At 71.8% G+C, this 23,366-nt stretch carries 25 protein-coding genes; 20 read left to right on the top strand and 5 right to left on the bottom strand.

Translation table 11 applies throughout. The features are described from left to right. Nucleotides 1–22: 22 nt before the first annotated feature. From AC1DV7_RS03010 to AC1DV7_RS02995, 4 genes are all read right to left on the bottom strand, one after another. The gene (locus tag AC1DV7_RS03010) at nucleotides 23–913 is read right to left on the bottom strand and encodes a COX15/CtaA family protein (protein ID WP_477594443.1); all 891 of its coding nucleotides are present in this window, start codon (nucleotides 911–913) and stop codon (nucleotides 23–25) included. Between the two features lie 151 nt (nucleotides 914–1,064). Beyond that, nucleotides 1,065–1,382, bottom strand: coding sequence for a hypothetical protein (locus tag AC1DV7_RS03005; protein WP_477594441.1), 318 nt, complete (start codon nucleotides 1,380–1,382; stop codon nucleotides 1,065–1,067). 27 nt (nucleotides 1,383–1,409) lie between these two features. Further along, nucleotides 1,410–2,159, bottom strand: coding sequence for an ABC transporter permease (locus AC1DV7_RS03000; RefSeq protein WP_477594439.1), 750 nt, complete (start codon nucleotides 2,157–2,159; stop codon nucleotides 1,410–1,412). Next, nucleotides 2,156–2,872, bottom strand: coding sequence for an ABC transporter ATP-binding protein (locus tag AC1DV7_RS02995; RefSeq protein WP_477594437.1), 717 nt, complete (start codon nucleotides 2,870–2,872; stop codon nucleotides 2,156–2,158). The genes AC1DV7_RS03000 and AC1DV7_RS02995 overlap by 4 nt, the downstream gene beginning before the upstream one ends. 158 nt (nucleotides 2,873–3,030) lie before the next feature. On the opposite strand from AC1DV7_RS02995, the gene AC1DV7_RS02990 reads away from it, so the two are divergent. The 13 genes from AC1DV7_RS02990 (at nucleotide 3,031) to AC1DV7_RS02930 (ending at nucleotide 14,335) form a co-directional block, all read left to right on the top strand. Beyond that, nucleotides 3,031–3,204, top strand: a complete 174-nt coding sequence (locus tag AC1DV7_RS02990) for a hypothetical protein (protein ID WP_477594435.1) — start codon at nucleotides 3,031–3,033, stop codon at nucleotides 3,202–3,204. Nucleotides 3,205–3,364: 160 nt separating this feature from the next. Beyond that, a complete protein-coding gene (locus AC1DV7_RS02985; protein WP_477594433.1) occupies nucleotides 3,365–3,568 on the top strand; it encodes a hypothetical protein in 204 nt (67 codons plus the stop codon). Between the two features lie 86 nt (nucleotides 3,569–3,654). Continuing rightward, entirely contained in the window at nucleotides 3,655–6,588 is a 2,934-nt protein-coding gene (locus tag AC1DV7_RS02980) for a helix-turn-helix transcriptional regulator (protein WP_477594431.1), read from the top strand. 86 nt (nucleotides 6,589–6,674) lie between these two features. Further along, complete coding sequence (locus tag AC1DV7_RS02975; RefSeq protein WP_477594430.1) at nucleotides 6,675–7,454, top strand: helix-turn-helix transcriptional regulator; 780 nt, start codon at nucleotides 6,675–6,677, stop codon at nucleotides 7,452–7,454. Further along, the gene (sufB, locus tag AC1DV7_RS02970) at nucleotides 7,451–8,872 is read left to right on the top strand and encodes a Fe-S cluster assembly protein SufB (RefSeq protein WP_477594428.1); all 1,422 of its coding nucleotides are present in this window, start codon (nucleotides 7,451–7,453) and stop codon (nucleotides 8,870–8,872) included. Before AC1DV7_RS02975 ends, sufB begins: the two co-directional genes overlap by 4 nt. A gap of 61 nt (nucleotides 8,873–8,933) precedes the next feature. After that, on the top strand, nucleotides 8,934–10,130 hold the full coding sequence (gene sufD / locus AC1DV7_RS02965; protein ID WP_477594426.1) for a Fe-S cluster assembly protein SufD: 1,197 nt from the start codon (nucleotides 8,934–8,936) through the stop codon (nucleotides 10,128–10,130). Next, the gene (locus tag AC1DV7_RS02960; protein ID WP_477594424.1) at nucleotides 10,127–10,480 is read left to right on the top strand and encodes a non-heme iron oxygenase ferredoxin subunit; all 354 of its coding nucleotides are present in this window, start codon (nucleotides 10,127–10,129) and stop codon (nucleotides 10,478–10,480) included. Before sufD ends, AC1DV7_RS02960 begins: the two co-directional genes overlap by 4 nt. Before the next feature lie 26 nt (nucleotides 10,481–10,506). Further along, nucleotides 10,507–11,265 carry a Fe-S cluster assembly ATPase SufC gene (sufC, locus tag AC1DV7_RS02955; protein ID WP_477594422.1) on the top strand — a complete coding sequence of 253 codons (759 nt, stop codon included), beginning with the start codon at nucleotides 10,507–10,509 and terminating at the stop codon, nucleotides 11,263–11,265. 29 nt (nucleotides 11,266–11,294) lie between these two features. After that, the gene (locus tag AC1DV7_RS02950; RefSeq protein WP_477594420.1) at nucleotides 11,295–12,593 is read left to right on the top strand and encodes a SufS family cysteine desulfurase; all 1,299 of its coding nucleotides are present in this window, start codon (nucleotides 11,295–11,297) and stop codon (nucleotides 12,591–12,593) included. Beyond that, a complete protein-coding gene (sufU, locus tag AC1DV7_RS02945; RefSeq protein WP_477594418.1) occupies nucleotides 12,593–13,066 on the top strand; it encodes a Fe-S cluster assembly sulfur transfer protein SufU in 474 nt (157 codons plus the stop codon). Before AC1DV7_RS02950 ends, sufU begins: the two co-directional genes overlap by 1 nt. Next, nucleotides 13,059–13,385, top strand: coding sequence for a metal-sulfur cluster assembly factor (locus tag AC1DV7_RS02940; RefSeq protein ID WP_477594416.1), 327 nt, complete (start codon nucleotides 13,059–13,061; stop codon nucleotides 13,383–13,385). The genes sufU and AC1DV7_RS02940 overlap by 8 nt, the downstream gene beginning before the upstream one ends. A 31-nt stretch (nucleotides 13,386–13,416) precedes the next feature. Beyond that, the gene (locus tag AC1DV7_RS02935) at nucleotides 13,417–13,953 is read left to right on the top strand and encodes an acVLRF1 family peptidyl-tRNA hydrolase (protein WP_477594414.1); all 537 of its coding nucleotides are present in this window, start codon (nucleotides 13,417–13,419) and stop codon (nucleotides 13,951–13,953) included. 19 nt (nucleotides 13,954–13,972) lie between these two features. Continuing rightward, nucleotides 13,973–14,335 carry a hypothetical protein gene (locus AC1DV7_RS02930; protein ID WP_477594412.1) on the top strand — a complete coding sequence of 121 codons (363 nt, stop codon included), beginning with the start codon at nucleotides 13,973–13,975 and terminating at the stop codon, nucleotides 14,333–14,335. 54 nt (nucleotides 14,336–14,389) lie between these two features. Here AC1DV7_RS02930 and ypfJ read toward each other — a convergent pair whose 3' ends face one another. After that, a complete protein-coding gene (gene ypfJ / locus AC1DV7_RS02925) occupies nucleotides 14,390–15,307 on the bottom strand; it encodes a KPN_02809 family neutral zinc metallopeptidase (RefSeq protein ID WP_477594410.1) in 918 nt (305 codons plus the stop codon). Between the two features lie 131 nt (nucleotides 15,308–15,438). Between ypfJ and AC1DV7_RS02920 the strand changes: the two genes are divergently transcribed. The 7 genes from AC1DV7_RS02920 (at nucleotide 15,439) to cobA (ending at nucleotide 23,358) form a co-directional block, all read left to right on the top strand. Further along, nucleotides 15,439–17,040, top strand: a complete 1,602-nt coding sequence (locus AC1DV7_RS02920; RefSeq protein WP_477594408.1) for an ABC-F family ATP-binding cassette domain-containing protein — start codon at nucleotides 15,439–15,441, stop codon at nucleotides 17,038–17,040. A gap of 98 nt (nucleotides 17,041–17,138) precedes the next feature. Then, the gene (locus AC1DV7_RS02915; RefSeq protein ID WP_477594406.1) at nucleotides 17,139–18,815 is read left to right on the top strand and encodes a nitrite/sulfite reductase; all 1,677 of its coding nucleotides are present in this window, start codon (nucleotides 17,139–17,141) and stop codon (nucleotides 18,813–18,815) included. Next, complete coding sequence (locus AC1DV7_RS02910) at nucleotides 18,812–19,015, top strand: hypothetical protein (RefSeq protein ID WP_477594404.1); 204 nt, start codon at nucleotides 18,812–18,814, stop codon at nucleotides 19,013–19,015. The genes AC1DV7_RS02915 and AC1DV7_RS02910 overlap by 4 nt, the downstream gene beginning before the upstream one ends. Beyond that, a complete protein-coding gene (locus tag AC1DV7_RS02905; RefSeq protein ID WP_477594403.1) occupies nucleotides 19,012–19,764 on the top strand; it encodes a phosphoadenylyl-sulfate reductase in 753 nt (250 codons plus the stop codon). The genes AC1DV7_RS02910 and AC1DV7_RS02905 overlap by 4 nt, the downstream gene beginning before the upstream one ends. Beyond that, the gene (gene cysD, locus AC1DV7_RS02900; RefSeq protein WP_477594401.1) at nucleotides 19,761–20,726 is read left to right on the top strand and encodes a sulfate adenylyltransferase subunit CysD; all 966 of its coding nucleotides are present in this window, start codon (nucleotides 19,761–19,763) and stop codon (nucleotides 20,724–20,726) included. The genes AC1DV7_RS02905 and cysD overlap by 4 nt, the downstream gene beginning before the upstream one ends. Next, entirely contained in the window at nucleotides 20,726–22,069 is a 1,344-nt protein-coding gene (locus AC1DV7_RS02895; RefSeq protein ID WP_477594399.1) for a sulfate adenylyltransferase subunit 1, read from the top strand. Before cysD ends, AC1DV7_RS02895 begins: the two co-directional genes overlap by 1 nt. Next, nucleotides 22,069–23,358: a uroporphyrinogen-III C-methyltransferase gene (cobA, locus tag AC1DV7_RS02890; protein WP_477594397.1), complete on the top strand. Its 1,290-nt coding sequence runs from the start codon at nucleotides 22,069–22,071 to the stop codon at nucleotides 23,356–23,358. Before AC1DV7_RS02895 ends, cobA begins: the two co-directional genes overlap by 1 nt. Nucleotides 23,359–23,366: the final 8 nt, after the last annotated feature.

Raw genomic sequence — 23,366 nt, 5'->3', positions numbered from 1 at the left:
CCGAGGTTGTGCAGCACCGGGACTAGGCCGCGGTGTCACCCCGCAGCGCGAGCATCGCGCGGGTGAGGGCGACCACCAGCAGGCTGGCCAGCAGCATGTGCAGCAGCACGACCGGCCAGGGCAACCCGGTGAAGTACTGCGTGTAGCCGACCAGCCCCTGGGCCACGGTGACGGCGCCGACCGCGAGCCAGGCCCGGAACGGGACCGCGGTGGGGGCGGTGAGCCGCGTGGCCACGAGCAAGGCCACGACCAGGCCGCAGAACAGCATCACCGAGTCGGCGTGCAGCCAGGAGACGCTGCGCGGGTCGAAGCCGAACCTGGCCGGCTCCTGCGCGTCGCCGGAGTGGGGCCCGGAGCCCGTCACGGCCGTGCCCAGCATCAGCACCACGATCGCGACGCCACAGGTGACCCAGCCGAGCCGCTCGACGAGCCTCGGGACGAGGAGCGTGCGCGGGCCCGGAGGTCCGGCCGAACGGAACACGAGGTAGGCCGACGTCGCCACCAGCACCATCGAGACGAGGAAGTGCGCGGCCACCGTCAGAGGGTGCAGGCCGGTGAGCACGGTGATGCCCCCGAGCACCGCCTGCAGCACGACCCCGGCGAGCACGACCAGGGCGGGGACGAGCAGGTCGCGACGGCGCGCGGCCCACCGCCACACGGCATACACGGCCAGCAGGGCGGCCACGCCCACGACGCTGGTGAGGGTGCGGTTGCCGAACTCGACGTACCGGTGCCAGCCCTCGGCCTGGTGGGGAACAGGGGTGTAGGACCCGGGCACGCACTGCGGCCACGTCGGGCAGCCCAGACCGCTGCCGGTGAGGCGCACGAGGCCGCCGGTCACCACGATGAGGACCTCGACCAGCAGGTTGGCGACCAGGACGAGTCGCAGTGGACGGGGTGGTGCGGCGGTCACGCGTCGAGGGTACGGGTCAGGGTCGACCCCGGTGTCTTTGGGGGAGGTCCCTCATGGTGGAGGCGGCTCGCGGCTGGCTGACTGGTTCCATGCTGAGGAACGCGTGGCGGGTGAGCGTGACCTGGATGGTGCTGTTCGCGGGGGTCCACGTCTACTGGGGGTTCGGCGGGACGCGGCTGCTGCCCGCGGGCGTGTCGGTGCTCGAGTCGGGCTCGCTGTTCGTCTTCGACCTCATCGCCATCCCACTGTGCCTCGCCGGCGCGGCAACGGCCTGGCTGCTGCGGCCGGGGCAACGGCACGGCAAGCTCGCGTCGCGGGCCTGGCTGTTGTGGCCGGCCACGCTGGCGACGGCCGTGCTGCTCGGGCACGTGGCCTCGAGCCTGCTCCTGGCGCTGCCGGATGAGCGCTCGCGCCCCGCGCTCGCCCACGAGGCGTTCTGGCTGGTCGGCGGCTTGGCGCTGCTGGGCACAGTCGTCGCCTTCCGCAGGGCGTGGGGTCAGTCGCTCCAGCGGAAGAACCTGCGGGCCAGGAGGGTCGCGCCCAGGGCCCACACCACCATGACGAGCCAATCGCCGACCCGGGCCTGGCCCGACACGAGGGCGGCCCGCAGGCTGTCGCCGAGCGCGCCCGAGGGCAGCAGCTCGACCACCGGTGCCAATGCCCCTGGCAGCTCCGTGCCGGAGACGACGACGCCGCCGAGGCCGAGCAGGGCGACCCAGACGAGGTTCGCGAGCGCGAGGACGCCCTCGGCTCGCACCGTGCCCCCGAGCAGCAGGGCCAGGGCGGTGAACGCCCACGTCCCGAGCAGCGTGGAGACGAGCGCAGCCGGTATGCCGGCGAGCGTGGGCTCCCAGCCCAGTGCCAGCGCCAGGGTGCCGATCACGACGACCTGAAGGGCGACGACCGCGAGGACGGCCAGTGCCTTGCCGAGCAGCAGTCCGGTGCGACCGAGGGGAGTCACGCCGAGCAGGCGCAGGACGCCGTAGCGACGGTCGAAGCCGGTGGAGATCGCCTGGCCGGTGAAGGCCGAGGAGATGACGCAGAGGGCCAGCACGCCGGGGACGGCCAGGTCGATGCGGCGCCCGGTGCCGAGCGGGACCGACTCGGCCTGGACGAGGCCCACGAGGACCGCGGCCGGCAGGACGAGCGCGACCAACAGCTGCTCGCCGTTGCGCAGCAGCGTCGTCGCCTCGAACCGTGCCTGGGCGAGGACGCGACGGGAGTGTGGTGCTGCGCTGACGCTCATCGGACTGACTCGTGGGTGAGGGCGAAGTAGCGGTTCTCGAGCGGCTCGCCGGCGGTGACCTCGGCCAGCGACCCCTCCGCCATGGTGCGACCCCCGGCGACCACGACGATGCGGTCGGCCAGCCGCTCGGCCTCGTCGAAGGAGTGCGTGGTCAGCACGACCGCAGTGCCGGCATCGGCCGTCTCGCGGACCAGGTCCCACACCTCCCGACGGGCGTGCGGGTCGAGGCCCGCGCTCGGCTCGTCGAGGAAGGCGACCTCGGGCTCGGCCACGAGGGCAGCCGCGAGGGCCAGCCGCTGCCGCTGCCCACCCGACAGCCGACGGGCCGCGGTCCCCGCGAACTGGTCGATGCCCAGCCGGGCGACGAGCTCGTCGACCCGGCCCGGACGGACTCCGGCATACAGGGACTCGAGGTGGTGCAGGAGGCGAAGGGGACGCACACCGCCCGGCAGGCCGCCGTCCTGGAGCATCACGCCCACGCGGGCCCGGTGGTCGGGTCCGGCCGCCCACGGGTCGGCGTCGAGCACCCTGGCCGTGCCCCCGTCGGGACGGCGAAGCCCCTCGCAGATCTCGACCATCGTCGTCTTGCCCGCGCCGTTGGGTCCCAGCACGGCCGTCACCTGTCCCGACTCGGCGCTCCACGTGGCGCCGTCGAGGGCGACCACGGCGCCATAGCGCTTGGTGAGGCCCGAGAGGGCGACGGCGGGGGACACGAGCGAAGTGTAGGTCCGGCTCGCCACCGCGGGCTGAGGCGGGTGGTCTGAGGTGGGTGGCCCGGCAGGCCCACCCAGGACTGGGCAGATGCCCCATGTCCGGGGGGACCTCAGACGCGGACGGTGGAGCCATCGCACCACCCGACCAAGGAGTCAGGATGAACCTCACCGCACACCCGCTCGTCGTGGCCGCAGAGCTCGCCTGGAAGCAGGAGTCCCTGGGCAGGGCCAACGTCCACCCGCAACGCGACGACAGTCGCCGCTGGCGCTGGCCGCGCCGACCGCGGCGTCACCCCGTGCCCGTCCAGCGGCACACGCCTCGACCCGTCTGACGACCGTGGTCGGCCCGGCCCGATGGCCACCTAAGGCCCCCGCCCTCGGACCGGCGGGAAGGGATAAGGCATCCGCCCCATGTGTCCGGCCACCTCAGACACGCACTGTCGAGTCGTCAGCAGGAACCACACCCCGCATCATCCAGAGAGAGGCACGACCATGAGCATCACCGCAGACCCGCTGTTCATCGCCGCCGAGATGCAGTGGCGCTACGACCGGCACCCGAGCGGCCCCGCCCTCGAGCTGCCGCTTCCCGAGGAGCACCGGCACCACTCGTGGCGCCGGGCCGTCTCCGACCGGATCCACCACCGCCACCACCGCCAGCAGGGCGCCACGCGTCCGTCGACGCCTCGCGTCGCGTGACGGCCGCCCCGGCGACGGCTCCCGTGCCGGCCACCCACCTCAGGACCCACGCGGACCTGTCGGACCTCTCCGACATACTGTGCTGCGTGGGTCTCGAGGGTGCCGCCGGGGGAGTGTTCGTCGGGCGCGACGACGACATCGACCGCATGGTCGACCTGTTGCGACTGGACCGCGAGTCCGGCTCCGGGCTGGTGCTGCTCTCCGGCGACGCCGGCATCGGCAAGACCCGCCTGCTGGCCGAGACGAGCGCCCGCGCGAGGGCCGCCGGCTGGACCGTCCTCGTCGGCCACTGCCTCGGTGAGGCCGGGCAGGCCCTTCCCTACCTTCCGTTCAGCGAGATGCTCTCGCGCCTCGAGGTCGCCGAGCCCGCCACGGTCGAGCGCATCATCGCCACCCACCCCCACCTCGCGGGCCTGTTCCCGAGCCGTCGGCGCCGGGCCGCCGATGCCACCGACGACCGGCTGCGTGACACCGTCGACCGCAGCGACCTCGTCGAGGACACCCACGCCGCCCTCGAGGACCTCGCCCTCGAGGCTCCCGTCCTGCTGGTCATCGAGGACGTCCACTGGGCCGACCAGTCCTCGCGCGACCTGCTGACCCTGTTGTTCACCCGGGGGTTCTCCGGGCGGGTGAGCATCGTCGCCTCCTACCGCAGCGACGACCTGCACCGGCGCCACCCGCTGCGCAGCACGCTGGCCCACTGGTCCAGGCTCGCCGACCTCCACCGCCTCGACCTCGAGCCGCTGACCGACGCCGCCGTCCGCGACCTGGTCCGTGGCGTGCAGCCCCGCGACCTGACCGAGCCCGAGGTGCGGGCCGTCGTCGAGCGCGCCGAGGGCAACGCCTTCTTCGCCGAGGAGCTCGTCGCCGCGAGCGCCCTCGGGGGCAGCGCCGAGGACCTCTCCCGGCTGCTGCTGGTCCGATTCGACCAGCTCGGTGACGCCGGCCAGCACGTCGTCCGCATGGCCTCGGCCTCCGGCCGCCACGTCACCCACCTGCTGCTCGCTGCCGTCGCCGGCCTCGGCGACGCCGAGCTCGACCAGGGCCTGCGTGACGCGGTCGAGCACCACGTGCTCGTGTCCACGGACAGCGGCGGCTACGCCTTCCGGCACGCGTTGCTCGCCGAGACCGTCTACGACGACCTGCTGCCGGGCGAGCGCGTCCGCGCGCACGAGCGGTATGCCGCGAGCCTGGCCGCCGACCCCTCGCTGGGCACCTGGGCCGATGTCGCCAGGCACGCCGCTGCCGCGGGCGACCGGGCCCTCGCCCTGACCGCCAGCGTGAGCGCGGGCGATGCGGCGATGTCCGTCGGTGGCCCGCAGGAGGCCTGGCGCCACTACCAGCAGGCCCTGGCCCTGATGCCCGACGGTCACGACGACGCCGACCGGGTCGTCCTGCGCGCCGCTGCCGCCGCCACCGCCAAGGGCGAGGCGGTCAAGGGCGTGGCCCTGCTCGTGGAGCGGCTGACCCGGCGCTCCGCCGACGCCGATCCCGTGGGGCGGGCCGCGCTGCTGGCGTCGCTCGCGACGACCGCCCGGCTGACCGAGAGCACGCTCGACACGCTCGCCGCCACCAAGGAGGGGCTCGGCCTGCTCGACGCGGTCGACCCCAGCGACGAGGTCACCGAGGTCCGGGCCAGGCTGCTCGGCGCCCGCGTCCAGGCCCTGGTCGACCGCGGCCGCGACGAGGAGGCCGTCACGGCCGCCTCCGAGGCCGTCGAGGCCGCGACCGCGGCAGGCCTGCCCGAGGTCGCCAACGAGGTGCGGGTCGTCGAGACGCGGGTGCTGGAGCGCGTCGGTGACCCCGAGACGAGCCGCGAGACGCTCGAGCAGATCATCGCGGCGAGCACGACCGTCGGCGACCCGGCCCAGGTGCGGGCCTTCCACCACCTCGGGTCGCTGCACCACCGGTCGGGCCGGCTGGAGTCCGCTGTCGAGATCTACATGCAGGGCGCCGAGGCGGGCCGGGCCGCCGGGCACGCCTGGGCTCCCTACGCGTTCGACTCGCGGCTGTTGGCGGGCATCGCGGCCTACGAGGTGGGTCGCTGGGACGAGGCTCTCGAGATCCTCGACGACGCCACCGACTCCGCACCGCAGCCGGCCGGCGCCCTGCTCACCAGCGCCCGCCTGTACATCTCGGCCGCGCGCGGTGACACCGACTTCGCCGAGGCCCTCGAGTCGACCCGCGAGTGGTGGGAGTACGAGGGCCTCGTGGCCGTCCTGGCCGGTGGCGCGGGGATCGACCTGGCCGGGCACGCGGGCGACCTGTCCGGGGCGCTGGCCGTGCACGACGACGTCGTCGACACCCTGACGCGCATCTGGCACCCCCACTTCCAGGCGCAGACCCGGGTGAGCGCGCTGCTCCTGGGGCAGCTGGCGTCGTTCGTCCAACGGGTCCCGACCGCTGACCGGGCACACCTGCTCTCCCGAGGCCGTGACGCCGCGGACGCCGCCGAGCAGGTCTGGGCGCGCGTGTCCGAGGTCCCGGGCCAGCACGGACCCGAGGCCCAGGCCTGGATCGCGCGTTCCCGGGCCGAGTCGCTGCGGCTGCGCTGGCTCGGCGGCGAGCAGGTCGACCCCAGCGAGCTCGAGACGGCGTGGCGCGAGTCGGTCCAGCGCTTCGTCGACTACGGCCACCGCTACGAGACGGCGCGGTCGCAGGCTCGGCTCGGGGCAGTGCTCCAGGCCGCCGGGTCCGCCGAGGCCTCCGAGGTGCTGCAGACCGCCCTGGCCACCGCGCGCGAGCTCGGGGCCGAGCCGCTGCGGGCCGAGCTGCGTGGGGCGTCGGGACGCACGGCACCGGGGCGCGCGCTCGACCGCCACGGTGAGGCGCTGACGCCTCGCGAGCGCGAGATCCTCGAGCTCGTGGCCCTCGGCCGCAGCAACCGCCAGATCGGCACCCAGCTGTTCATCAGCGGCAAGACCGCGAGCGTCCACGTCTCCAACATCATCGCCAAGCTGGGGGTGGCCGGCCGGGGAGAGGCCGTGGCCGTGGCCCGCGAACGCGGCCTGCTCGACTGACCGATGACCGACCGACCGACGGCCGGTTCGCAGGTTAGGTTCACCTTGCTTTCCCCTGCGGGCGGCAATTACGTAACATCAGTGTTGTGAATATCCCGGCCCCGAGCGCGCCGACGGCAGAGCGGCCCCCCGTGGGCCCGCTGGCCGAGGCCCGCACGCGCGACCGGGTGCTCCAGGCGATCAGCGAGCGGGGCCCGATCACGGCGGCCACCCTCGCCGACGACCTCGGCCTCGGCTCGCCGGCCGTGCGACGCCACCTCGAGAACCTCGCGGACGCCGGCCTCATCGCCGAGCGGGAGGTCTCGCACACCACGCGCGGCCGCGGCCGTCCCGCCCGGGCCTTCGTGCTCACCGACGGCGGTCACCAGGCCCTCGAGTCCGACTACGACCACCTCGCCACGCAGGCGCTGCGGTTCCTCGCCGACGAGGCGGGGGAGCCCGCGGTGCGGCGCTTCGCCGAGGCGCGGGTGGCCGAGCTCGAGCAGCGGTATGCCGTCGAGCTCGCCGAGGCGGGCACCGACACCCCCGCACGGGTGGACGCCCTGGTCGGCGCGCTGACGCGCGACGGGTTCGCTGCCTCGGCCCGCCCCGTGGGCGAGCCGGGCTCGGCAAGCCCCTTCACCGGCATACAGCTGTGCCAGGGTCACTGCCCCGTCCAGCACGCCGCCCGGGAATTTCCCCAGTTCTGTGACGCTGAGACAGATGCGTTCTCCCGACTGCTGGGCGTCCACGTCCAGCGACTCGCGACGCTCGCGCACGGCGACCACGTCTGCACCACCTTCGTCCCGACCAGCACGGTCGCCTCCCACCACGTCCCCACCGATTCCTCCACGTCTGTCCCCCCAACAGAAGGGTCCACACGATGAGCACCCACATCGAAGAGCTCAACCCGGGTCTGAAGGACCTCGGGCGCTACGAGTACGGCTGGGCCGACAGCGACACCGCCGGCGCCACCGCCAAGCGCGGGCTCAACGACGAGGTCGTGCGCGACATCTCGGCCCGCAAGAACGAGCCCCAGTGGATGCTCGACCTGCGCCTGAAGTCGCTGCGCCTTTTCGGCAAGAAGCCGATGCCCAGCTGGGGTTCCGACCTCACCGGCATCGACTTCCAGAACATCAAGTACTTCGTGAAGTCGACCGAGAAGCAGGCGACCACCTGGGACGAGCTGCCGGCCGACATCAAGAACACCTACGACCGGCTCGGCATCCCCGAGGCCGAGAAGCAGCGCCTCGTCTCCGGCGTGGCCGCCCAGTACGAGTCGGAGGTCGTCTACCACCAGATCCGCGAGGACCTGGAGGAGAAGGGCGTCATCTTCGTCGACACCGACACCGGTCTGCGTGAGCACGAGGACCTGTTCCGCGAGTACTTCGCCTCGGTCATCCCCGCCGGTGACAACAAGTTCGCCGCGCTCAACACCGCGGTCTGGTCGGGTGGCTCGTTCATCTACGTCCCGCCGGGTGTCCACGTCGACATCCCGCTGCAGGCCTACTTCCGGATCAACACCGAGAACATGGGCCAGTTCGAGCGAACGCTGATCATTGCCGACGAGGACTCCTACGTGCACTACGTCGAGGGCTGCACGGCGCCGATCTACAAGTCCGACTCCCTGCACTCCGCGGTCGTCGAGATCATCGTCAAGAAGAACGCGCGCGTCCGCTACACGACCATCCAGAACTGGTCCAACAACGTCTACAACCTCGTCACCAAGCGGGCGACCGCGGCCGAGGGAGCGACGATGGAGTGGATCGACGGCAACATCGGCTCCAAGGTCACCATGAAGTACCCGGCCGTCTTCCTCCTCGGCGAGCACGCCAAGGGCGAGACGCTGTCGATCGCGTTCGCGGGCGAGGGCCAGCACCAGGACGCCGGCGCCAAGATGGTGCACGCGGCCCCGCACACCTCGAGCACCATCGTCTCGAAGTCGGTGGCCCGCGGCGGTGGCCGCACGTCCTATCGCGGTCTCGTGCAGATCCTCGAGGGGGCGCACGGCTCGCGGTCCAGCGTGGTCTGCGACGCCCTGCTGGTCGACACGATCAGCCGCTCCGACACCTACCCGTACGTCGACATCCGCGAGGACGACGTGACGATGGGCCACGAGGCGACCGTCTCCAAGGTGTCCGAGGACCAGCTGTTCTACCTCATGTCCCGCGGCATGACCGAGGAGGAGGCCATGGCCATGATCGTGCGCGGGTTCGTCGAGCCCATCGCCCGTGAGCTGCCCATGGAGTACGCCCTCGAGCTCAACCGCCTCATCGAGCTCCAGATGGAAGGGGCCGTCGGGTGACCGCTCCACGACGTCCTTCCTCCACCCCGTTCCCCCAGACCCTTCGCGAGGACCCCGCCCGATGAGCCTTCTGGCCCAGAAGAACCCCACCGACGACGCCCACACCGACTCCGTCGCTGCCTTCGTCCCCGACCAGTCGCGGGCCGAGCGCAAGACCTCGTATGCCGTGGACGACTTCGCCGTCCCCGGTGGCCGTGAGGAGGAGTGGCGGTTCACCCCCGTCGACCGCCTCTCGTCCCTGTTCCAGGTCGCAGCGACCGAGGCCGACAAGGTCACGGTCGACGTGCAGGCGCCGGCCGAGGTGACCACCACGCGGGTCGACCCGCAGGCCGCCGGTGTGCTGGTGCCCGCCGACCGCGCCTCCGTGGTCGCGTGGGCCGGCGAGGACCAGGCCACCCTGGTGAGCATCCCCGCCGAGGCCGAGCTGAGCGAGCCGGTGCGCATCACCGTGACCGCCCGTGACCTCGCCCGCGTCAACGGCCACCTCGTGGTCGAGGCCGGTCGCCACTCCCGGGCGACCGTGGTGCTCACGCACCGCGGCTCCGCCGAGTGCGGCGCCAACGTCGAGCTCAAGGTCGGCGACGGCGCCGACCTCACCTTCGTGACGGTCCAGGAGTGGGACGACGACTCCCTCCACCTGACCCAGAACGACGCGGTCATCGGCCGTGACGCCAAGCTGCGCCACATCTCGGTGACCTTGGGCGGCAAGGTCGTCCGCGTCTCGACGAACGCGCGCTACTCGGGTCCGGGTGGCTCCTTCGAGGGTCTGGGTGTCTACTTCGCCGACGCGGGCCAGCACCAGGAGCACCGCCTGTTCGTCGACCACGAGGCGCCGCACTGCCACTCGAACGTCGAGTACAAGGGCGCGCTCCAGGGCGACACGGCGCACACGGTCTGGGTGGGTGACGTCCTCATCCGCGCGAGCGCCGAGGGCACCGACACCTACGAGCTCAACCGCAACCTCATCCTCACCGACGGCGCGCGAGCGGACTCGATCCCCAACCTCGAGATCGAGACCGGCGAGATCGTCGGCGCGGGCCACGCCTCGGCGACCGGCCGCTTCGACGACGAGCAGCTGTTCTACCTGATGGCCCGGGGCATCTCCGAGGAGGTCGCCCGACGCCTCGTCGTGCGCGGCTTCTTCGCCAGCATCGTGGCCCGGATCGGCGTGCCCGAGATCTCGGAGCACCTCATGGAGGTCATCGACGCCGAGCTGGGCGCCGTGCCCGGCATCGCCGCCGCCGAGGACGTCGCGTGAGCGCAGCCGCCGAGTTCGTGCGCGACGACTTCGTCCGGGTCTGCCGCGTCGACGAGCTGCCTGCCACGGGCGCAGCCGCCGCCGACCTCGGCGACGGCCAGGTCGTGGCGATCGTCCGCACCGAGGACGGCACGATCCACGCCGTCGACGACACGTGCAGCCACGCCAACGTCTCGCTCTCCGAGGGTGAGCTCGACGGGTGCACGCTCGAGTGCTGGTTGCACGGCTCGCGCTTCGACATCCGCACCGGTGAGCCGTCCGGCCCGCCCGCGATCGTCCCCATCAACGTCTATCCAGTCCGGGTCGAGGACGACGAGGTCTTCGTCGGCACGACCCCCCTGAACTCCTGAGCTTCGAACAGAAGGAACGAGAAACCATGTCCACTCTGGAAATCCGCGGCCTCACGGTCACCGTCGACGTCGAGGACGGTGTCAAGGAGATCCTCCGCGGCGTCGACCTCACCGTGAAGTCGGGCGAGACCCACGCCATCATGGGCCCCAACGGCTCTGGCAAGTCGACCCTGGCCTACTCCATCGCCGGGCACCCGAAGTACACGATCACCGGCGGCACCGTCACCCTCGACGGCGAGGACGTGCTCGCGATGAAGGTCGACGAGCGTGCCCGCGCCGGCCTCTTCCTCGCGATGCAGTACCCCGTCGAGGTCCCCGGTGTGACGGTCAGCAACTTCCTGCGCACCGCCAAGACCGCCATCGACGGGCAGGCCCCCAAGCTGCGCACCTGGGTCAAGGACGTCAAGGGCGCCATGGAGGACCTCCGCATGGACCCGGCCTTCGCCGAGCGCAACGTCAACGAGGGCTTCTCCGGTGGCGAGAAGAAGCGCCACGAGATCCTGCAGATGGAGCTCCTCAAGCCCAAGATCGCGATCCTCGACGAGACCGACTCCGGCCTCGACGTCGACGCGCTGCGGATCGTGTCCGAGGGCGTCAACCGGGTCAAGGAGGGCACCGACGTCGGCGTCCTGCTGATCACCCACTACACGCGCATCCTGCGCTACATCAAGCCCGACTTCGTGCACGTCTTCGTCGACGGCCAGATCGTCGAGGAGGGTGGCCCCGAGCTGGCCGACCGCCTCGAGGCCGAGGGCTACGACCGCTACCTCGTCCCCCAGGCCTGAGCGCCAGACCCAGCCACACGGCATACGCCATGAGTGCAACGACCTTCAGCGACCGGGAGCTGGCCCAGATCCGGGCCGGTTTCCCGATCCTGTCCCGCACCGTCCGCGACGGGAAGCCGCTGGTCTACCTCGACTCCGGAGCCACCTCACAGCGGTATGCCGGTGCGCTTGACGTCGAGCGTGCGTTCAGCGAGCAGGTCAACAGTGCCGTCCACCGCGGTGCCCACCAGCTGAGCGAAGAGGCCACCGACGCCTACGAGGGCGCCCGCGCCAAGGCCGCGCGGTTCGTCGGGGGAGCCGACGAGGAGGTGGTGTTCACCAAGAACGCCACCGAGTCCCTCAACCTGGTCGCCTACGCGTTCTCGAACTCGGTCGCCGGCCAGGCCAAGGACCCCCGGCTCGACCTGCGCGAGGGTGACGAGATCCTCGTGACCGAGATGGAGCACCACGCCAACCTCGTGCCGTGGCAGGAGCTGGCCCGCCGGACCGGTGCGACCCTGCGATGGGTCGGCGTCACCGACGACGGACGGCTCGACCTCGACGGCCGGCACGGCCCGGCGCTGGACGACCTGCTCACCGAGCGCACCAAGGTCTTCGCGTTCACCCACGTCTCCAACGTCCTCGGCACCATCAACCCGGTGCGCCGGCTGACCGAGACTGCCCGTGCCGTGGGTGCGCTGACGGTCCTCGACGCCTGCCAGTCGGCCCCTCACCTCCAGCTCGACCTGGATGAGCTCGGGGTCGACTTCGCAGCCTTCTCCGGGCACAAGATGTTCGGTCCCACGGGGGTCGGGGTGCTCTGGGGGCGCAGCGAGCTGCTCCACGCGATGCCGCCGTTCATCACGGGGGGCTCGATGATCGAGACCGTCCGCATGGAGGCGACGACCTATGCCGCGCCGCCGCAGCGGTTCGAGGCCGGGTCACCCAACTCCGCGCAGGCCGTCGGCCTCGGCGCGGCCATCGACTACCTCGGCGAGCTCGGCATGCAGCGCATCGCCGACCACGAGCACGCGCTCACCGAGCGGCTGCTGGCCGGCCTCGCCGCGCGGCCGTGGGTCCGCGTCGTCGGCCCGGCCGACGCCACCGACCGGGTCGGTGCCGTGGCGTTCGACGTCGACGGCGTGCACGCCCACGACGTCGGGCAGGTGCTCGACGACCAGGGTGTCGCGGTCCGGGTCGGCCACCACTGCGCCTGGCCGCTGCACCGCCGGATGGGCGTGACCGCCACCGCGCGGGCCACGCTCGCGGCCTACAACACGCCCGCCGAGGTCGACACCATGCTCGACGCGCTCGACCGGGTCCCCGAGATCTTCGGGGTGGCGAGCTGATGGACCTCTACCAGGAGCTCATCCTCGAGCACTCCAAGCGGCCTCACCACGCGGGCCTGCGCGAGCCGTTCGGCTCGCAGGTGCACCACGTCAACCCCACCTGTGGCGACGAGGTCACCCTGCGCGTCCACGTCGAGGGCGAGGGCACCACCGCCGTCATCCGCGACGTGTCCTACGACGCCCTCGGCTGCTCGATCTCGACCGCCTCGACGAGCGTCCTCACCGACGAGGTCATCGGCCGCACCGTCGCCGAGGCGATGACCACCCACGAGGCGATGCGCGTCATGCTCACGTCCCGGGGCGAGGTCGAGGGCGACGAGGACGTCATCGGCGACGGCGTCGCATTCGCCGGCGTCAGCAAGTACCCCGCACGCGTGAAGTGTGCTCTGCTGGGATGGATGGCGTTCACGGACGCGTTGCACCAGGCAGGCATTGACACCAGCCAGACCAAGGAAGAGCAGGACGATGACTGAGACCACCGCAGTCCCGAACGTTGCAGACGTCGAGGAGGCCATGCGCGACGTCGTCGACCCCGAGCTCGGGATCAACGTCGTCGACCTGGGGCTCGTCTACGGCATCACCGTCGACGCCGAGCGGCACGCCGTGCTCGACATGACCCTCACCTCGGCGGCCTGCCCGCTGACCGACGTCATCGAGGACCAGACCGCCCAGGCCCTCGAGGGTCTCGTCGCGTCCTACCGGGTCAACTGGGTCTGGATGCCGCCGTGGGGACCCGACAAGATCACCGACGACGGCCGCGAGCAGCTGCGCGCCCTCGGCTTCAACCTCTGAGTCCCCCGACGCGCGCCGGCTGGCCACCCCGATGACCACCCGCGTCGTCGAGGTCGCTCCCGAGCGCCTCGAGGGGTGGCTGGAGCGTTTCGCCGCCAACAACCCCGAGGCCCCGGGCTCGCCCGCGCCGCAGCGCATCGTCGCGCGTGAGGACTTCGCGCACGACCCGTTGGGGGTCCTCCTGGTCCGCCGCGGGGGGTATGCCGTGGGGCTGGCCCGCGGCGTCGCGTTCGCCGACTCCAAGGTCGGGAAGCGCCACGTGCAGTCGCGGACCGCGGCGGGTGGCTGGTCGCAGCAGCGTTTCGCCCGGCGACGCGGCAACCAGGCCGACGAGCTCGTGCGCGCCGTCGCCGAGCACACCCTGCGGATCCTGCCGCACGGCATACCGGGGGCCCTGGTGGTCGGGGGAGACCGCGCCCTCGTGCGCGCGGTCCTCGACGACCCGCGGCTGGCCCACCTCGACGCGCTGCCGCGGCGCGAGCTGTACGACCTGCCCGACCCGAGGCGCGCGGTCCTCGAGGAAGCCCTGCGCCGTGGCCGCGCCGTTCGGGTGACCATCGAGGGCTGACCTGTCGCATGATGGCGGGATGGCGAAGTACACGGTCAACCGCGCAGCCGTACGGCACTGCCGCGACCTGATCGAGGCCGGCAAGGTGGTGCTCGACAGCGAGTGGGGCGAGGTCCAGCCCGACGCGGACGCGCAGAACACCTTCCTCGAGGAGAACGGCTGGGACGACTACCCGCTGTGGTTCCTCGGGCTCACCGAGGGCGCCAACGACGAGACCAAGGCACGGCACGCCTTCGCCTACGGCGACTTCACCAAGGTCCACCGCAGCGGGCTGATCGCCTGTGTCTACCGCGCTGCCGAGTGGCGCCACAAGGACGTCGAGCTGGCCGCGCACCGGCTCCTGCAGGAGCTCGACAAGGCGTACCCGGGGTCCCACGGGTGACGGCGTCGGGTCACGGCGTGGTGACGGCGTCGGGTGACGGGGTGAGGACGACGGCTACTCGACGTTGTCGACGCTGAACGTGTCGCAGTTGTTGAGGTTGCCGCTCTCGTAGCCGGTCGTGAACCACTTCTGCCGGGCCGCTGCGGAGCCGTGCGTCCAGGACTCGGGGTTCACCCGTCCCTGCGTCTTCTGCTGGATCCGGTCGTCGCCCACCGAGGAGGCCGCCGAGAGGGCGTCCTTGATGTCCGCATCGGTGAGGGGCTTGAGGAGGGTCTTGCCGTCCTTGTCCTTGGTGGTGGCTGCGTGGTGGGCCCAGACGCCTCCGAGGCAGTCGGCCATCAGCTCGATGCGCACGGCGCCGCTCTCGGCCCCCTTGGGGTCCTGCTGGGCGCGGTCGAGCAGGCCGAGGGTGTCCTGGATGTGGTGGCCGTACTCGTGGGCCACGACGTACTCCTGGGCGAGCGGACCGCCGCTGGAGCCGAACTGCTGCTCGAGGATCTGGAAGAAGCTCGCGTCGATGTAGACCTGCTTGTCGAGCGGGCAGTAGAAGGGCCCGACCTGGTTGCTCGCGGTGCCGCACGCCGACTGCGTCGAGCCGTTGTAGATGATCGTCTTGGCCGGGGTGTACTCGCGCTTGTACTTCGGCAGCTCCTGGGCCCAGAAGGCGTTGACGGAGTTCACCGTCCCGATGATCCGGCACGTGGTGTCGCGGTTGGCGTCGGCGCCGGTCTTGCACTGGGAGAAGGCGCCCGCGTCCTGGTTGCCGCCCGGCTCGACCTGGCTCTGGTCGATGCTGCCGCCACCGGGGTCGGTGGGCAGCTGCCCGGGGTTGATGCCGAAGATCATCATGATGATGAGCAGGATGATGCCGCCGATCCCGCCTCCGACGACCATGCCGCCGGGTGCGCCGCCACCGCCTCCGCCGGACCCCACCTGGGAGGTGTCGAGACTGGCGTCCTCGTTGAAGCTCATCTGTCCTCCGCGTCCGGGTGGGCGTCAGCCCAGTGCGTTCCTGCTCGCTAGACTAGTGATCTCAGCCCCTGAGCGGCGTTTCCGCAAACTGTCGGAGCGTCCCCACCTGCACTGATGTCTGGAGTTCCGTCGTGATTGCCGCCAGTGGAATCGAGCTGCGCGCTGGGTCCCGACTCCTCCTGGACGGCGCGACCTTCCGCATCGCCGCCGGTGACCGCGTGGGTCTCGTGGGCCGCAACGGTGCGGGCAAGACGACGCTGACCAAGGTGCTCGCCGGGCAGGGCCAGCCCGCCGCCGGGTCGGTCACGAGCACGGGCGAGGTCGGCTACCTGCCCCAGGACCCGCGGACCGGTGACCTGCACGTCCTGGCCCGCGACCGCATCCTGTCGGCCCGCGGTCTCGACCGGATCATCACGCAGATGCGCGAGGCCGAGGGCGCGATGGCCAGCGCCGACGACGAGACGCGCGACAAGGCGATGCGCCGCTACTCGCGCCTCGAGGGCGAGTTCACCACCCAGGGCGGGTATGCCGCCGAGTCCGAGGCCGCGACCATCGCCAGTGCCCTGTCCCTCGAGGAGCGGGTGCTCGGTCAGCCGTTGTCGACGCTGTCCGGTGGTCAGCGCCGTCGGGTCGAGCTGTCCCGGATCCTGTTCTCGGGCGCCTCGACCCTCCTGCTCGACGAGCCCACCAACCACCTCGACGCCGACTCGATCGGCTGGCTGCGTGACTACCTCAAGGGTTACCAGGGGGGCCTGGTCGTCATCAGCCACGACGTCGAGCTGCTCGACTCCGTCGTCAACCGGGTCTTCCACCTCGACGCCAACCGCGGCGAGCTCGACGTCTACAACGTGGGCTGGAAGCCGTACCTCCAGCAGCGCGAGACCGACGAGCGCGCCCGCAAGCGGGAGTACGCCAACGCCACGAAGAAGGCTGCGGCCCTGATGGAGCAGGCCGAGAAGATGCGCGCCAAGGCCACCAAGGCCGTGGCGGCCCAGAACATGATCAAGCGGGCCGAGCGGATGCTCGCAGGTGTCGAAGGGGAGCGGACCTCCGACAAGGTCGCCAAGCTGCGCTTCCCCGACCCTGCGTCCTGCGGCAGGACGCCGCTGCGGGCCTCGGGGCTGTCGCGGTCGTACGGCAGCCAGGAGGTCTTCACCGACGTCGACCTGGCCATCGACCGTGGGTCCCGGGTGGTCGTGCTCGGCCTCAACGGCGCCGGCAAGACGACGCTGCTGCGGATGCTGGCCGGGGCGGACACCCCCGACACGGGTCAGGTCGAGCCGGGGCACGGCCTCAAGCTCGGCTACTACGCCCAGGAGCACGAGAACCTCGACGTCAACCGCAGCGTCCTGGCCAACATGAAGTCGGCGGCTCCGGACTCGTTCGGCGAGACCGAGGTCCGCAAGGTGCTCGGGTCGTTCCTGTTCAGTGGCGACGACGTCGACAAGCCCGCCAAGGTGCTCTCCGGTGGCGAGAAGACGCGGCTGTCGCTGGCCATGCTGGTCGTCTCGAGCGCCAACGTGCTGCTGCTCGACGAGCCCACCAACAACCTCGACCCGGCGTCGCGTGAGGAGATCCTCGGGGCGCTGCGGACCTACAAGGGCGCCGTCGTCCTCGTGACCCACGACGAGGGCGCCGTCGAGGCCCTCGAACCCGAGCGGATCCTGCTGCTGCCGGACGGCGTCGAGGACCACTGGGGCCCGGACTACCTGGACCTCATCTCGCTGGCCTGAGGGTCCGCGCGGTGGTCCAATGTCCCCCGATTCGAGGGGATTAGGGGTCAGATAATGGACGGTTATGCAATCCATAACCGAATTGGCAGAATGGATGGGTGACCCAGACCCCCACCCGACCGCAGCGCCAGGCCGGCAAGGCCACCGGCGCCTGGGCGGACGGCGACCGCACGCCGCTGAACCCCAACGAGGAGTTCAAGGCGGCCGACGACGGCCTCAACGTCCGGACGCGGATCGAGGAGGTCTACGCCAAGGAGGGCTTCGCCAGCATCCCGGGTGAGGACCTGCGCGGCCGGATGCGCTGGTGGGGCCTCTACACGCAGCGCAAGCCCGGCATCGACGGTGGCAAGACGGCCACGCTCGACCCCAGCGAGCTCGACGACGAGTACTTCATGCTGCGGGTCCGCTCCGACGGTGGCGCCCTCGACGGCGCCCAGCTGCGCACGGTGGCCCAGATCAGCACCGAGTTCGCCCGGGACACCGCCGACATCACCGACCGGCAGAACATCCAGCTGCACTGGATCCGGGTCGAGGACGTCCCCGAGATCTGGTCGCGGCTCGAGGCGGTCGGCCTCACGACGGCCGAGGCCTGTGGAGACACCCCGCGGGTCATCCTCGGCTCGCCCGTGGCCGGGATCGCCGCCGACGAGGTCGTCGACGGGACTCCCGCGGTCCAGGAGATCCTCGCCAAGTACATCGGCAGCCCCGAGTTCTCCAACCTGCCGCGCAAGTTCAAGACAGCGATCTCGGGCAGCCCCAGCCTCGACGTCGCGCACGAGGTCAACGACGTCTCCTTCGTCGGGGTCGAGCATCCGGAGCACGGTCCCGGCTTCGACCTCTGGGTCGGTGGCGGACTCTCCACCAACCCGATGTTCGCCCAGCGGCTCGGTGTGTGGGTCGCCCTCGAGGACGTGCCCGAGGTGTGGAAGGGCGTCGTGTCGATCTTCCGCGACCACGGCTACCGGCGGCTGCGCAACCGCGCCCGCCTCAAGTTCCTCATGGCCGACTGGGGCCCCGAGAAGTTCCGGGACGTCCTCCAGAACGACTACCTCAAGCGCGTCCTGCTCGACGGGCCGGCGCCGCAGCCGCCCAGCCGGCACCGCCGCGACCACGTGGGAGTGCACGCCCAGCAGGACGGTCGGTTCTGGGTGGGAGTGGCTCCCGTCGCCGGCCGCGTCAGCGGCACCAGCCTGTATGCCGTGTCGGAGCTCGCTGCCAAGCACGGGTCCGGCCGGGTGCGGCTCACCGCACACCAGAAGCTCCTGCTGCTCGACGTGCCGCAGAAGCAGGTCGCGCCGCTCACCAAGGCCCTCGACGAGCTGGGCCTGCCGAGCGCGCCCAGCGAGTGGCGGCGCGGCACCATGGCCTGCACCGGCATCGAGTTCTGCAAGCTCGCGCTCGTCGAGACCAAGGCCCGCGCCCACACCGTCATCGCCGAGATGGAGCGGCGGCTGCCGGACTGGGACGTGCCGTTCTCGATCCACATCAACGGCTGCCCGAACTCGTGCGCCCGGTTCCAGGTGGCCGACGTCGGCCTCAAGGGCATGGTGCAGGCCGGTGACGACGGCACCCTCGTCGAGATCTTCCAGGTCCACCTCGGTGGTGGCCTGGGCACCGAGCCGCAGCTGGCGCGCAAGACCCGGGCCCTGAAGGTCCGCGCCGAGGAGCTCCCCGAGTACGTCGAGCGCCTCGCCACCCGCTTCCTCGCCCAGCGCGACGGCGACGAGTCGTTCGCCTCCTGGGCCCACCGCGCCGACGAGGACGACCTGCGATGAGCGACTCGCCCCGCGCAGCCGTCTACCACTGCCCCTTCTGCGCCGAGGAGGACCTCTGGCCGGTCGAGGAGCCGCAGGGTGCCTGGGAGTGCCGCGCGTGCGCCCGGGTCTTCACGGTCACGCTGGTCAAGGTCGACGCCGCCGCCATTCCCGGGCGGATCCGTGAGGAAGCAGAGCTCGAGCAGGGGAGGCAGCCGTGAGCACCACCACCGGGACGCGCACCGTCGAGGAGCTGCGGCTCCTCGCCGCCGACGCCCAGCAGCGCTTCGCCGTGCTCGAGGCGGATGGCGACGGCACGTCATACGACCAGCGGGTGGAGCTGGCCCGGCAGGCGCTGGTGTGGGCCCATGAAACCTTCGGCGAGCACCTCACGGTCGCCTCGTCGATGGGCGACGAGGTGCTCGTGCACCTCGTCGGCACCACGATTCCCGGCGCCGACGTCTTCTTCCTCGACACCGGCTACCACTTCGTCGAGACGCTCGGCACCCGCGACGCCTACGAGGCCATGCTGCCGCTGCGGATCCGCACGATCCTGCCACTGCTGACCGTGCCGCAGCAGGACGACAAGTACGGCGCGAGGCTGCACGACCGCGACCCGAACTCCTGCTGCGCCATGCGCAAGGTCGAGCCGCTCAACCGGGCCCTCGAGACGCACCAGGCATGGGTCACCGGCATGAGGCGGGTGGACGCCCCGACGCGCACCGACATCGGCATCGTCGGGTGGGACGACAAGCGCTCGATGGTCAAGCTCAACCCGATCGCGGGCTGGAGCGACGACGACGTCGAGCGCTACGTCGCGGAGCACGGGGTCTTCCTGAACCCCTTGCGCCAGGAGGGCTACGCGTCGATCGGGTGCGCGCCCTGCACCCGCCCCGTCGCCGAGGGCGAGGACGCCAGGGCCGGCCGGTGGGCCGGTCAGGACAAGACCGAATGCGGGTTGCACACATGACCACCTCGACGACCACCTCGACGACCGCGGCGTCGGGCTCTGCCTCGGCTCAGGCCGGCGTGCACGACTACACGCTCGACCACCTCGACCACCTCGAGTCCGAGGCGGTGCACATCTTCCGCGAGGTCGCGGGGGAGTTCGAGCGCCCGGTGATCCTCTTCTCCGGGGGCAAGGACTCCGTGGTGATGGTGCACCTGGCGCGCAAGGCCTTTGCGCCCGCGCCGCTGCCGTTCACGCTGCTTCACGTCGACACCGGCCACAACTTCCCCGAGGTGCTCGACTACCGCGACGAGACCGTCGAGCGGCTCGGCGTGCGGCTGGTCGTCGCGCACGTCCAGGACTACATCGACGACGGCCGGCTGCGCGAGCGCCCCGACGGCACCCGCAACCCGCTGCAGACCGTGCCGCTGCTCGACGCCATCGAGGCCGGCAGGTTCGACGCCGTCTTCGGTGGCGGGCGCCGCGACGAGGAGAAGGCCCGGGCCAAGGAGCGGGTCTTCAGCCTGCGCGACTCCTTCGGTGCCTGGGACCCCCGCCGGCAGCGACCGGAGCTGTGGGACCTCTACAACGGCAAGCACGCCCCGGGGGAGCACGTGCGGGTGTTCCCGCTGTCCAACTGGACCGAGCTCGACGTGTGGCGCTACATCGAGCGCGAGGGCATCGCCCTGCCCGACCTCTACTACGCGCACGACCGCGAGGTGTTCCAGCGCGACGGCATGTGGCTGGCCGGAGGCGACTGGGGTGGTCCCAGGCAGGGGGAGTCGGTGGTCACCCGTCGCGTCCGCTATCGCACGGTCGGTGACATGAGCTGCACCGGGGCGGTCGACTCCGACGCCTCCGACGTCGCGGGCGTGATCCTCGAGCTCGCGGCCTCCCGGCTCACCGAGCGTGGTGCCACCCGGGCCGACGACCGGATGTCGGAGGCCGCCATGGAGGACCGCAAGAAGCAGGGGTACTTCTGATGAGCGCGACCCAGGAGGCACAGGCGCCCGTGGAGACCCCCGCACCCGCCCGTCGTCACGACCTGCTGCGGCTGGCCACGGCAGGCTCGGTCGACGACGGCAAGTCCACCCTCGTCGGTCGGCTGCTCTACGACACCAAGTCCGTGCTGGCCGACCAGCTCGACGCGGTCGAGCGGGTCAGCCGTGAGCGCGGCCTCGACGCCGCCGACCTCGCGCTGCTCACCGACGGCCTGCGGGCCGAGCGCGAGCAGGGCATCACGATCGACGTCGCCTACCGCTACTTCTCGACGGCAACCCGCTCCTACGTCCTCGCAGACACCCCCGGGCACGTCCAGTACACCCGCAACATGGTCACCGGGGCCTCCACCGCCGAGCTGGCCCTGATCCTCATCGACGCACGGCACGGGGTCGTCGAGCAGACCCGCCGTCACCTGGCCGTCACGGGACTGCTCGGCGTGCGCCACGTCGCTGTCGCCGTCAACAAGATGGACCTCGTCGACTGGGACCAGGCACGGTTCGACGAGATCGTGGCCGAGTTCTCGCGCCACGCAAGGCGATTCGGCATCGACGACGTGGTCGCCGTGCCCGTGTCGGCGCTGTTCGGCGACAACGTGGTGGACCGGTCCGACCGCGCCCCGTGGTACACCGGTGCCACCCTGCTCGAGCACCTCGAGGCGGTCCCGGTCGGGTCCGACCCGTCCACCCAGCCGCTGCGGATGCCGGTCCAGGTCGTGATCCGCCCCCAGAGTGCGGACCACCGTGACTACCGCGGGTATGCCGGGCGGCTGGCTTCCGGGGTCGTCCGCCCCGGCGACGCGGTGACGATCCTGCCGAGTGGTCGCACGACCACGGTGGCCGGCATCGACAGGGCGCGGCCCGACGGGTCGCTGGAGTCCCTCGAGGTCGCCTTCGCGCCCCAGTCGGTGACCCTGAGGCTCACCGACGACATCGACATCTCCCGGGGCGACCTCATCGCCTCCGCCGACGACCCCGGCCTGACGACCCGGGACCTGTCGGGCACCGTTGCAGTGCTGGCCGAGCGCCCGCTGCGGCAGCGCGACCGCGTGCTCCTGCGGGTCGGGACGCGCACCGTGCGAGCCCTCGTCGACGACGTGGTCGACCAGCTCGACATCGCCAGCATGGAGCACCGGGCGGCTCCGGACGGCCTGGCGCTCAACGCGATCGGGCGGGTCCGCATCCGCCTTGCCGAGGACGTCGCGATCGATGACTACCGCGTGCTCCGTCGCACGGGCGCCTTCCTGCTCATCGACGAGGCCGACGGCACGACCTTGGCGGCGGGGATGGCCGACGCGCCGGACCGCAGCGCCGGCGAGGGCATCTGATGGGCCAGCCCACCTACCCCCTGTTCCTCGACCTCTCGGGTCGCCGCGTCGTCGTCGTCGGTGGTGGCCCGGTCGCAGCGCGCAGGGCCCGCAGCCTCGTGGAGGCGGGCGCCCGCGTGGAGGTCGTCGCTCCGTGGCTCTGCGAGGACCTCGGCGAAGCCGTCCGTGACGGTGTGGTCTCCTGGCACGAGAGGGACTACGTCTCCGGAGACCTGCTCGAGCCCGAGCCCGCCTGGCTGGTGCACACCGCCACCGGCGACCCCGCGGTGGACGCCCAGGTGGCGCGCGAGGCCGAGGCTGCCCGGGTGTGGTGCGTCCGCGCCGACGACGCGTCGGCGTCACCGGCCTGGACACCCGCCGTGGCCAGGGGTGCCGCCGGCTCACCGAGCGAGGGGATCGCCGTGGCCGTCACGGCCGGCGCCGACCCGCGACGCGCAGCAGCCGTCCGAGACGCCGTGCTCGCCGCCCTCGACAGCGGGACGCTCCCGGTGCGCCGGCACCGGGCCACCGCCGATGCGACTGCCGATGCCACCGGTGGTGGCACCGCACCCGTGGGGCGCGTCGCCCTCGTCGGCGGGGGCCCTGGGGCCGACGACCTCATCACGGTGCGGGGCCGGGCGCTGCTGGCAGCGGCCGACGTCGTCGTCACCGACCGGCTCGGCCCGAGGGGCCTGCTCGCGACCCTCGGTCGCGACGTCGAGGTCGTCGACGTGGGCAAGACCCCCGGCAACCACCCCGTCAGCCAGGAGCGGATCAACGAGCTGCTGGTGCACCATGCCCGCCTCGGCCGGCGAGTGGTCCGCCTCAAGGGCGGAGACCCCTTCGTGCTCGGACGCGGCAGCGAGGAAGCCCTGCACTGCGTGGCGAACGGCGTGCCGGTCGAGGTCGTCCCGGGCGTGACGTCCGCGGTGTCCGTGCCGGCAGCAGCCGGTATCCCCGTCACCCACCGCGGGATCACGGCGTCGTTCGTCGTCGCCTCCGCCCACGAGGGCGCCGGGCACGTGCTGCAGGCAGCCGCGGACGCCGCCCCCGACGCCACGCTCGTCCTGCTCATGGGAGTCACGCGGCTGGCCGAGACCGCGGCGGGCCTCATCGCCGCAGGCCGGTCCGCGAGCACGCCCGTCGCCCTGGTCGAGCGAGGGTGGACCGCCGAGCAGCGCACCACCGTGACCACCCTGGACCGGGCGGCCGCCGATGCCGCAGCCGCCGGGGTCCGCGCCCCCGCCGTCATCGTGGTCGGCGACGTCGTGTCGGTGCGTGAGCAGCTCGGCGACCTCGCGGGCGAGTAGCGTCTGGC

Source organism: Pedococcus sp. P2_E4, from assembly GCF_056403935.1.
The sequence above is the reverse complement of the archived record's forward strand: the minus strand, read 5'-3'. Positions and strand labels throughout refer to the sequence as shown.

Coding starts and splice junctions, on each gene's coding strand:
- AC1DV7_RS03000 (WP_477594439.1), bottom strand. CDS start 2,159: ATGAGCGTCAGCGCAGCACCACACTCCCGTCGCGTCCTCGCCCAGGCA.
- AC1DV7_RS02990 (WP_477594435.1), top strand. CDS start 3,031: ATGAACCTCACCGCACACCCGCTCGTCGTGGCCGCAGAGCTCGCCTGG.
- AC1DV7_RS02985 (WP_477594433.1), top strand. CDS start 3,365: ATGAGCATCACCGCAGACCCGCTGTTCATCGCCGCCGAGATGCAGTGG.
- sufB (WP_477594428.1), top strand. CDS start 7,451: ATGAGCACCCACATCGAAGAGCTCAACCCGGGTCTGAAGGACCTCGGG.
- sufD (WP_477594426.1), top strand. CDS start 8,934: ATGAGCCTTCTGGCCCAGAAGAACCCCACCGACGACGCCCACACCGAC.
- sufC (WP_477594422.1), top strand. CDS start 10,507: ATGTCCACTCTGGAAATCCGCGGCCTCACGGTCACCGTCGACGTCGAG.
- AC1DV7_RS02950 (WP_477594420.1), top strand. CDS start 11,295: ATGAGTGCAACGACCTTCAGCGACCGGGAGCTGGCCCAGATCCGGGCC.
- sufU (WP_477594418.1), top strand. CDS start 12,593: ATGGACCTCTACCAGGAGCTCATCCTCGAGCACTCCAAGCGGCCTCAC.
- AC1DV7_RS02940 (WP_477594416.1), top strand. CDS start 13,059: ATGACTGAGACCACCGCAGTCCCGAACGTTGCAGACGTCGAGGAGGCC.
- AC1DV7_RS02935 (WP_477594414.1), top strand. CDS start 13,417: ATGACCACCCGCGTCGTCGAGGTCGCTCCCGAGCGCCTCGAGGGGTGG.
- AC1DV7_RS02930 (WP_477594412.1), top strand. CDS start 13,973: ATGGCGAAGTACACGGTCAACCGCGCAGCCGTACGGCACTGCCGCGAC.
- ypfJ (WP_477594410.1), bottom strand. CDS start 15,307: ATGAGCTTCAACGAGGACGCCAGTCTCGACACCTCCCAGGTGGGGTCC.
- AC1DV7_RS02910 (WP_477594404.1), top strand. CDS start 18,812: ATGAGCGACTCGCCCCGCGCAGCCGTCTACCACTGCCCCTTCTGCGCC.
- cysD (WP_477594401.1), top strand. CDS start 19,761: ATGACCACCTCGACGACCACCTCGACGACCGCGGCGTCGGGCTCTGCC.
- AC1DV7_RS02895 (WP_477594399.1), top strand. CDS start 20,726: ATGAGCGCGACCCAGGAGGCACAGGCGCCCGTGGAGACCCCCGCACCC.
- cobA (WP_477594397.1), top strand. CDS start 22,069: ATGGGCCAGCCCACCTACCCCCTGTTCCTCGACCTCTCGGGTCGCCGC.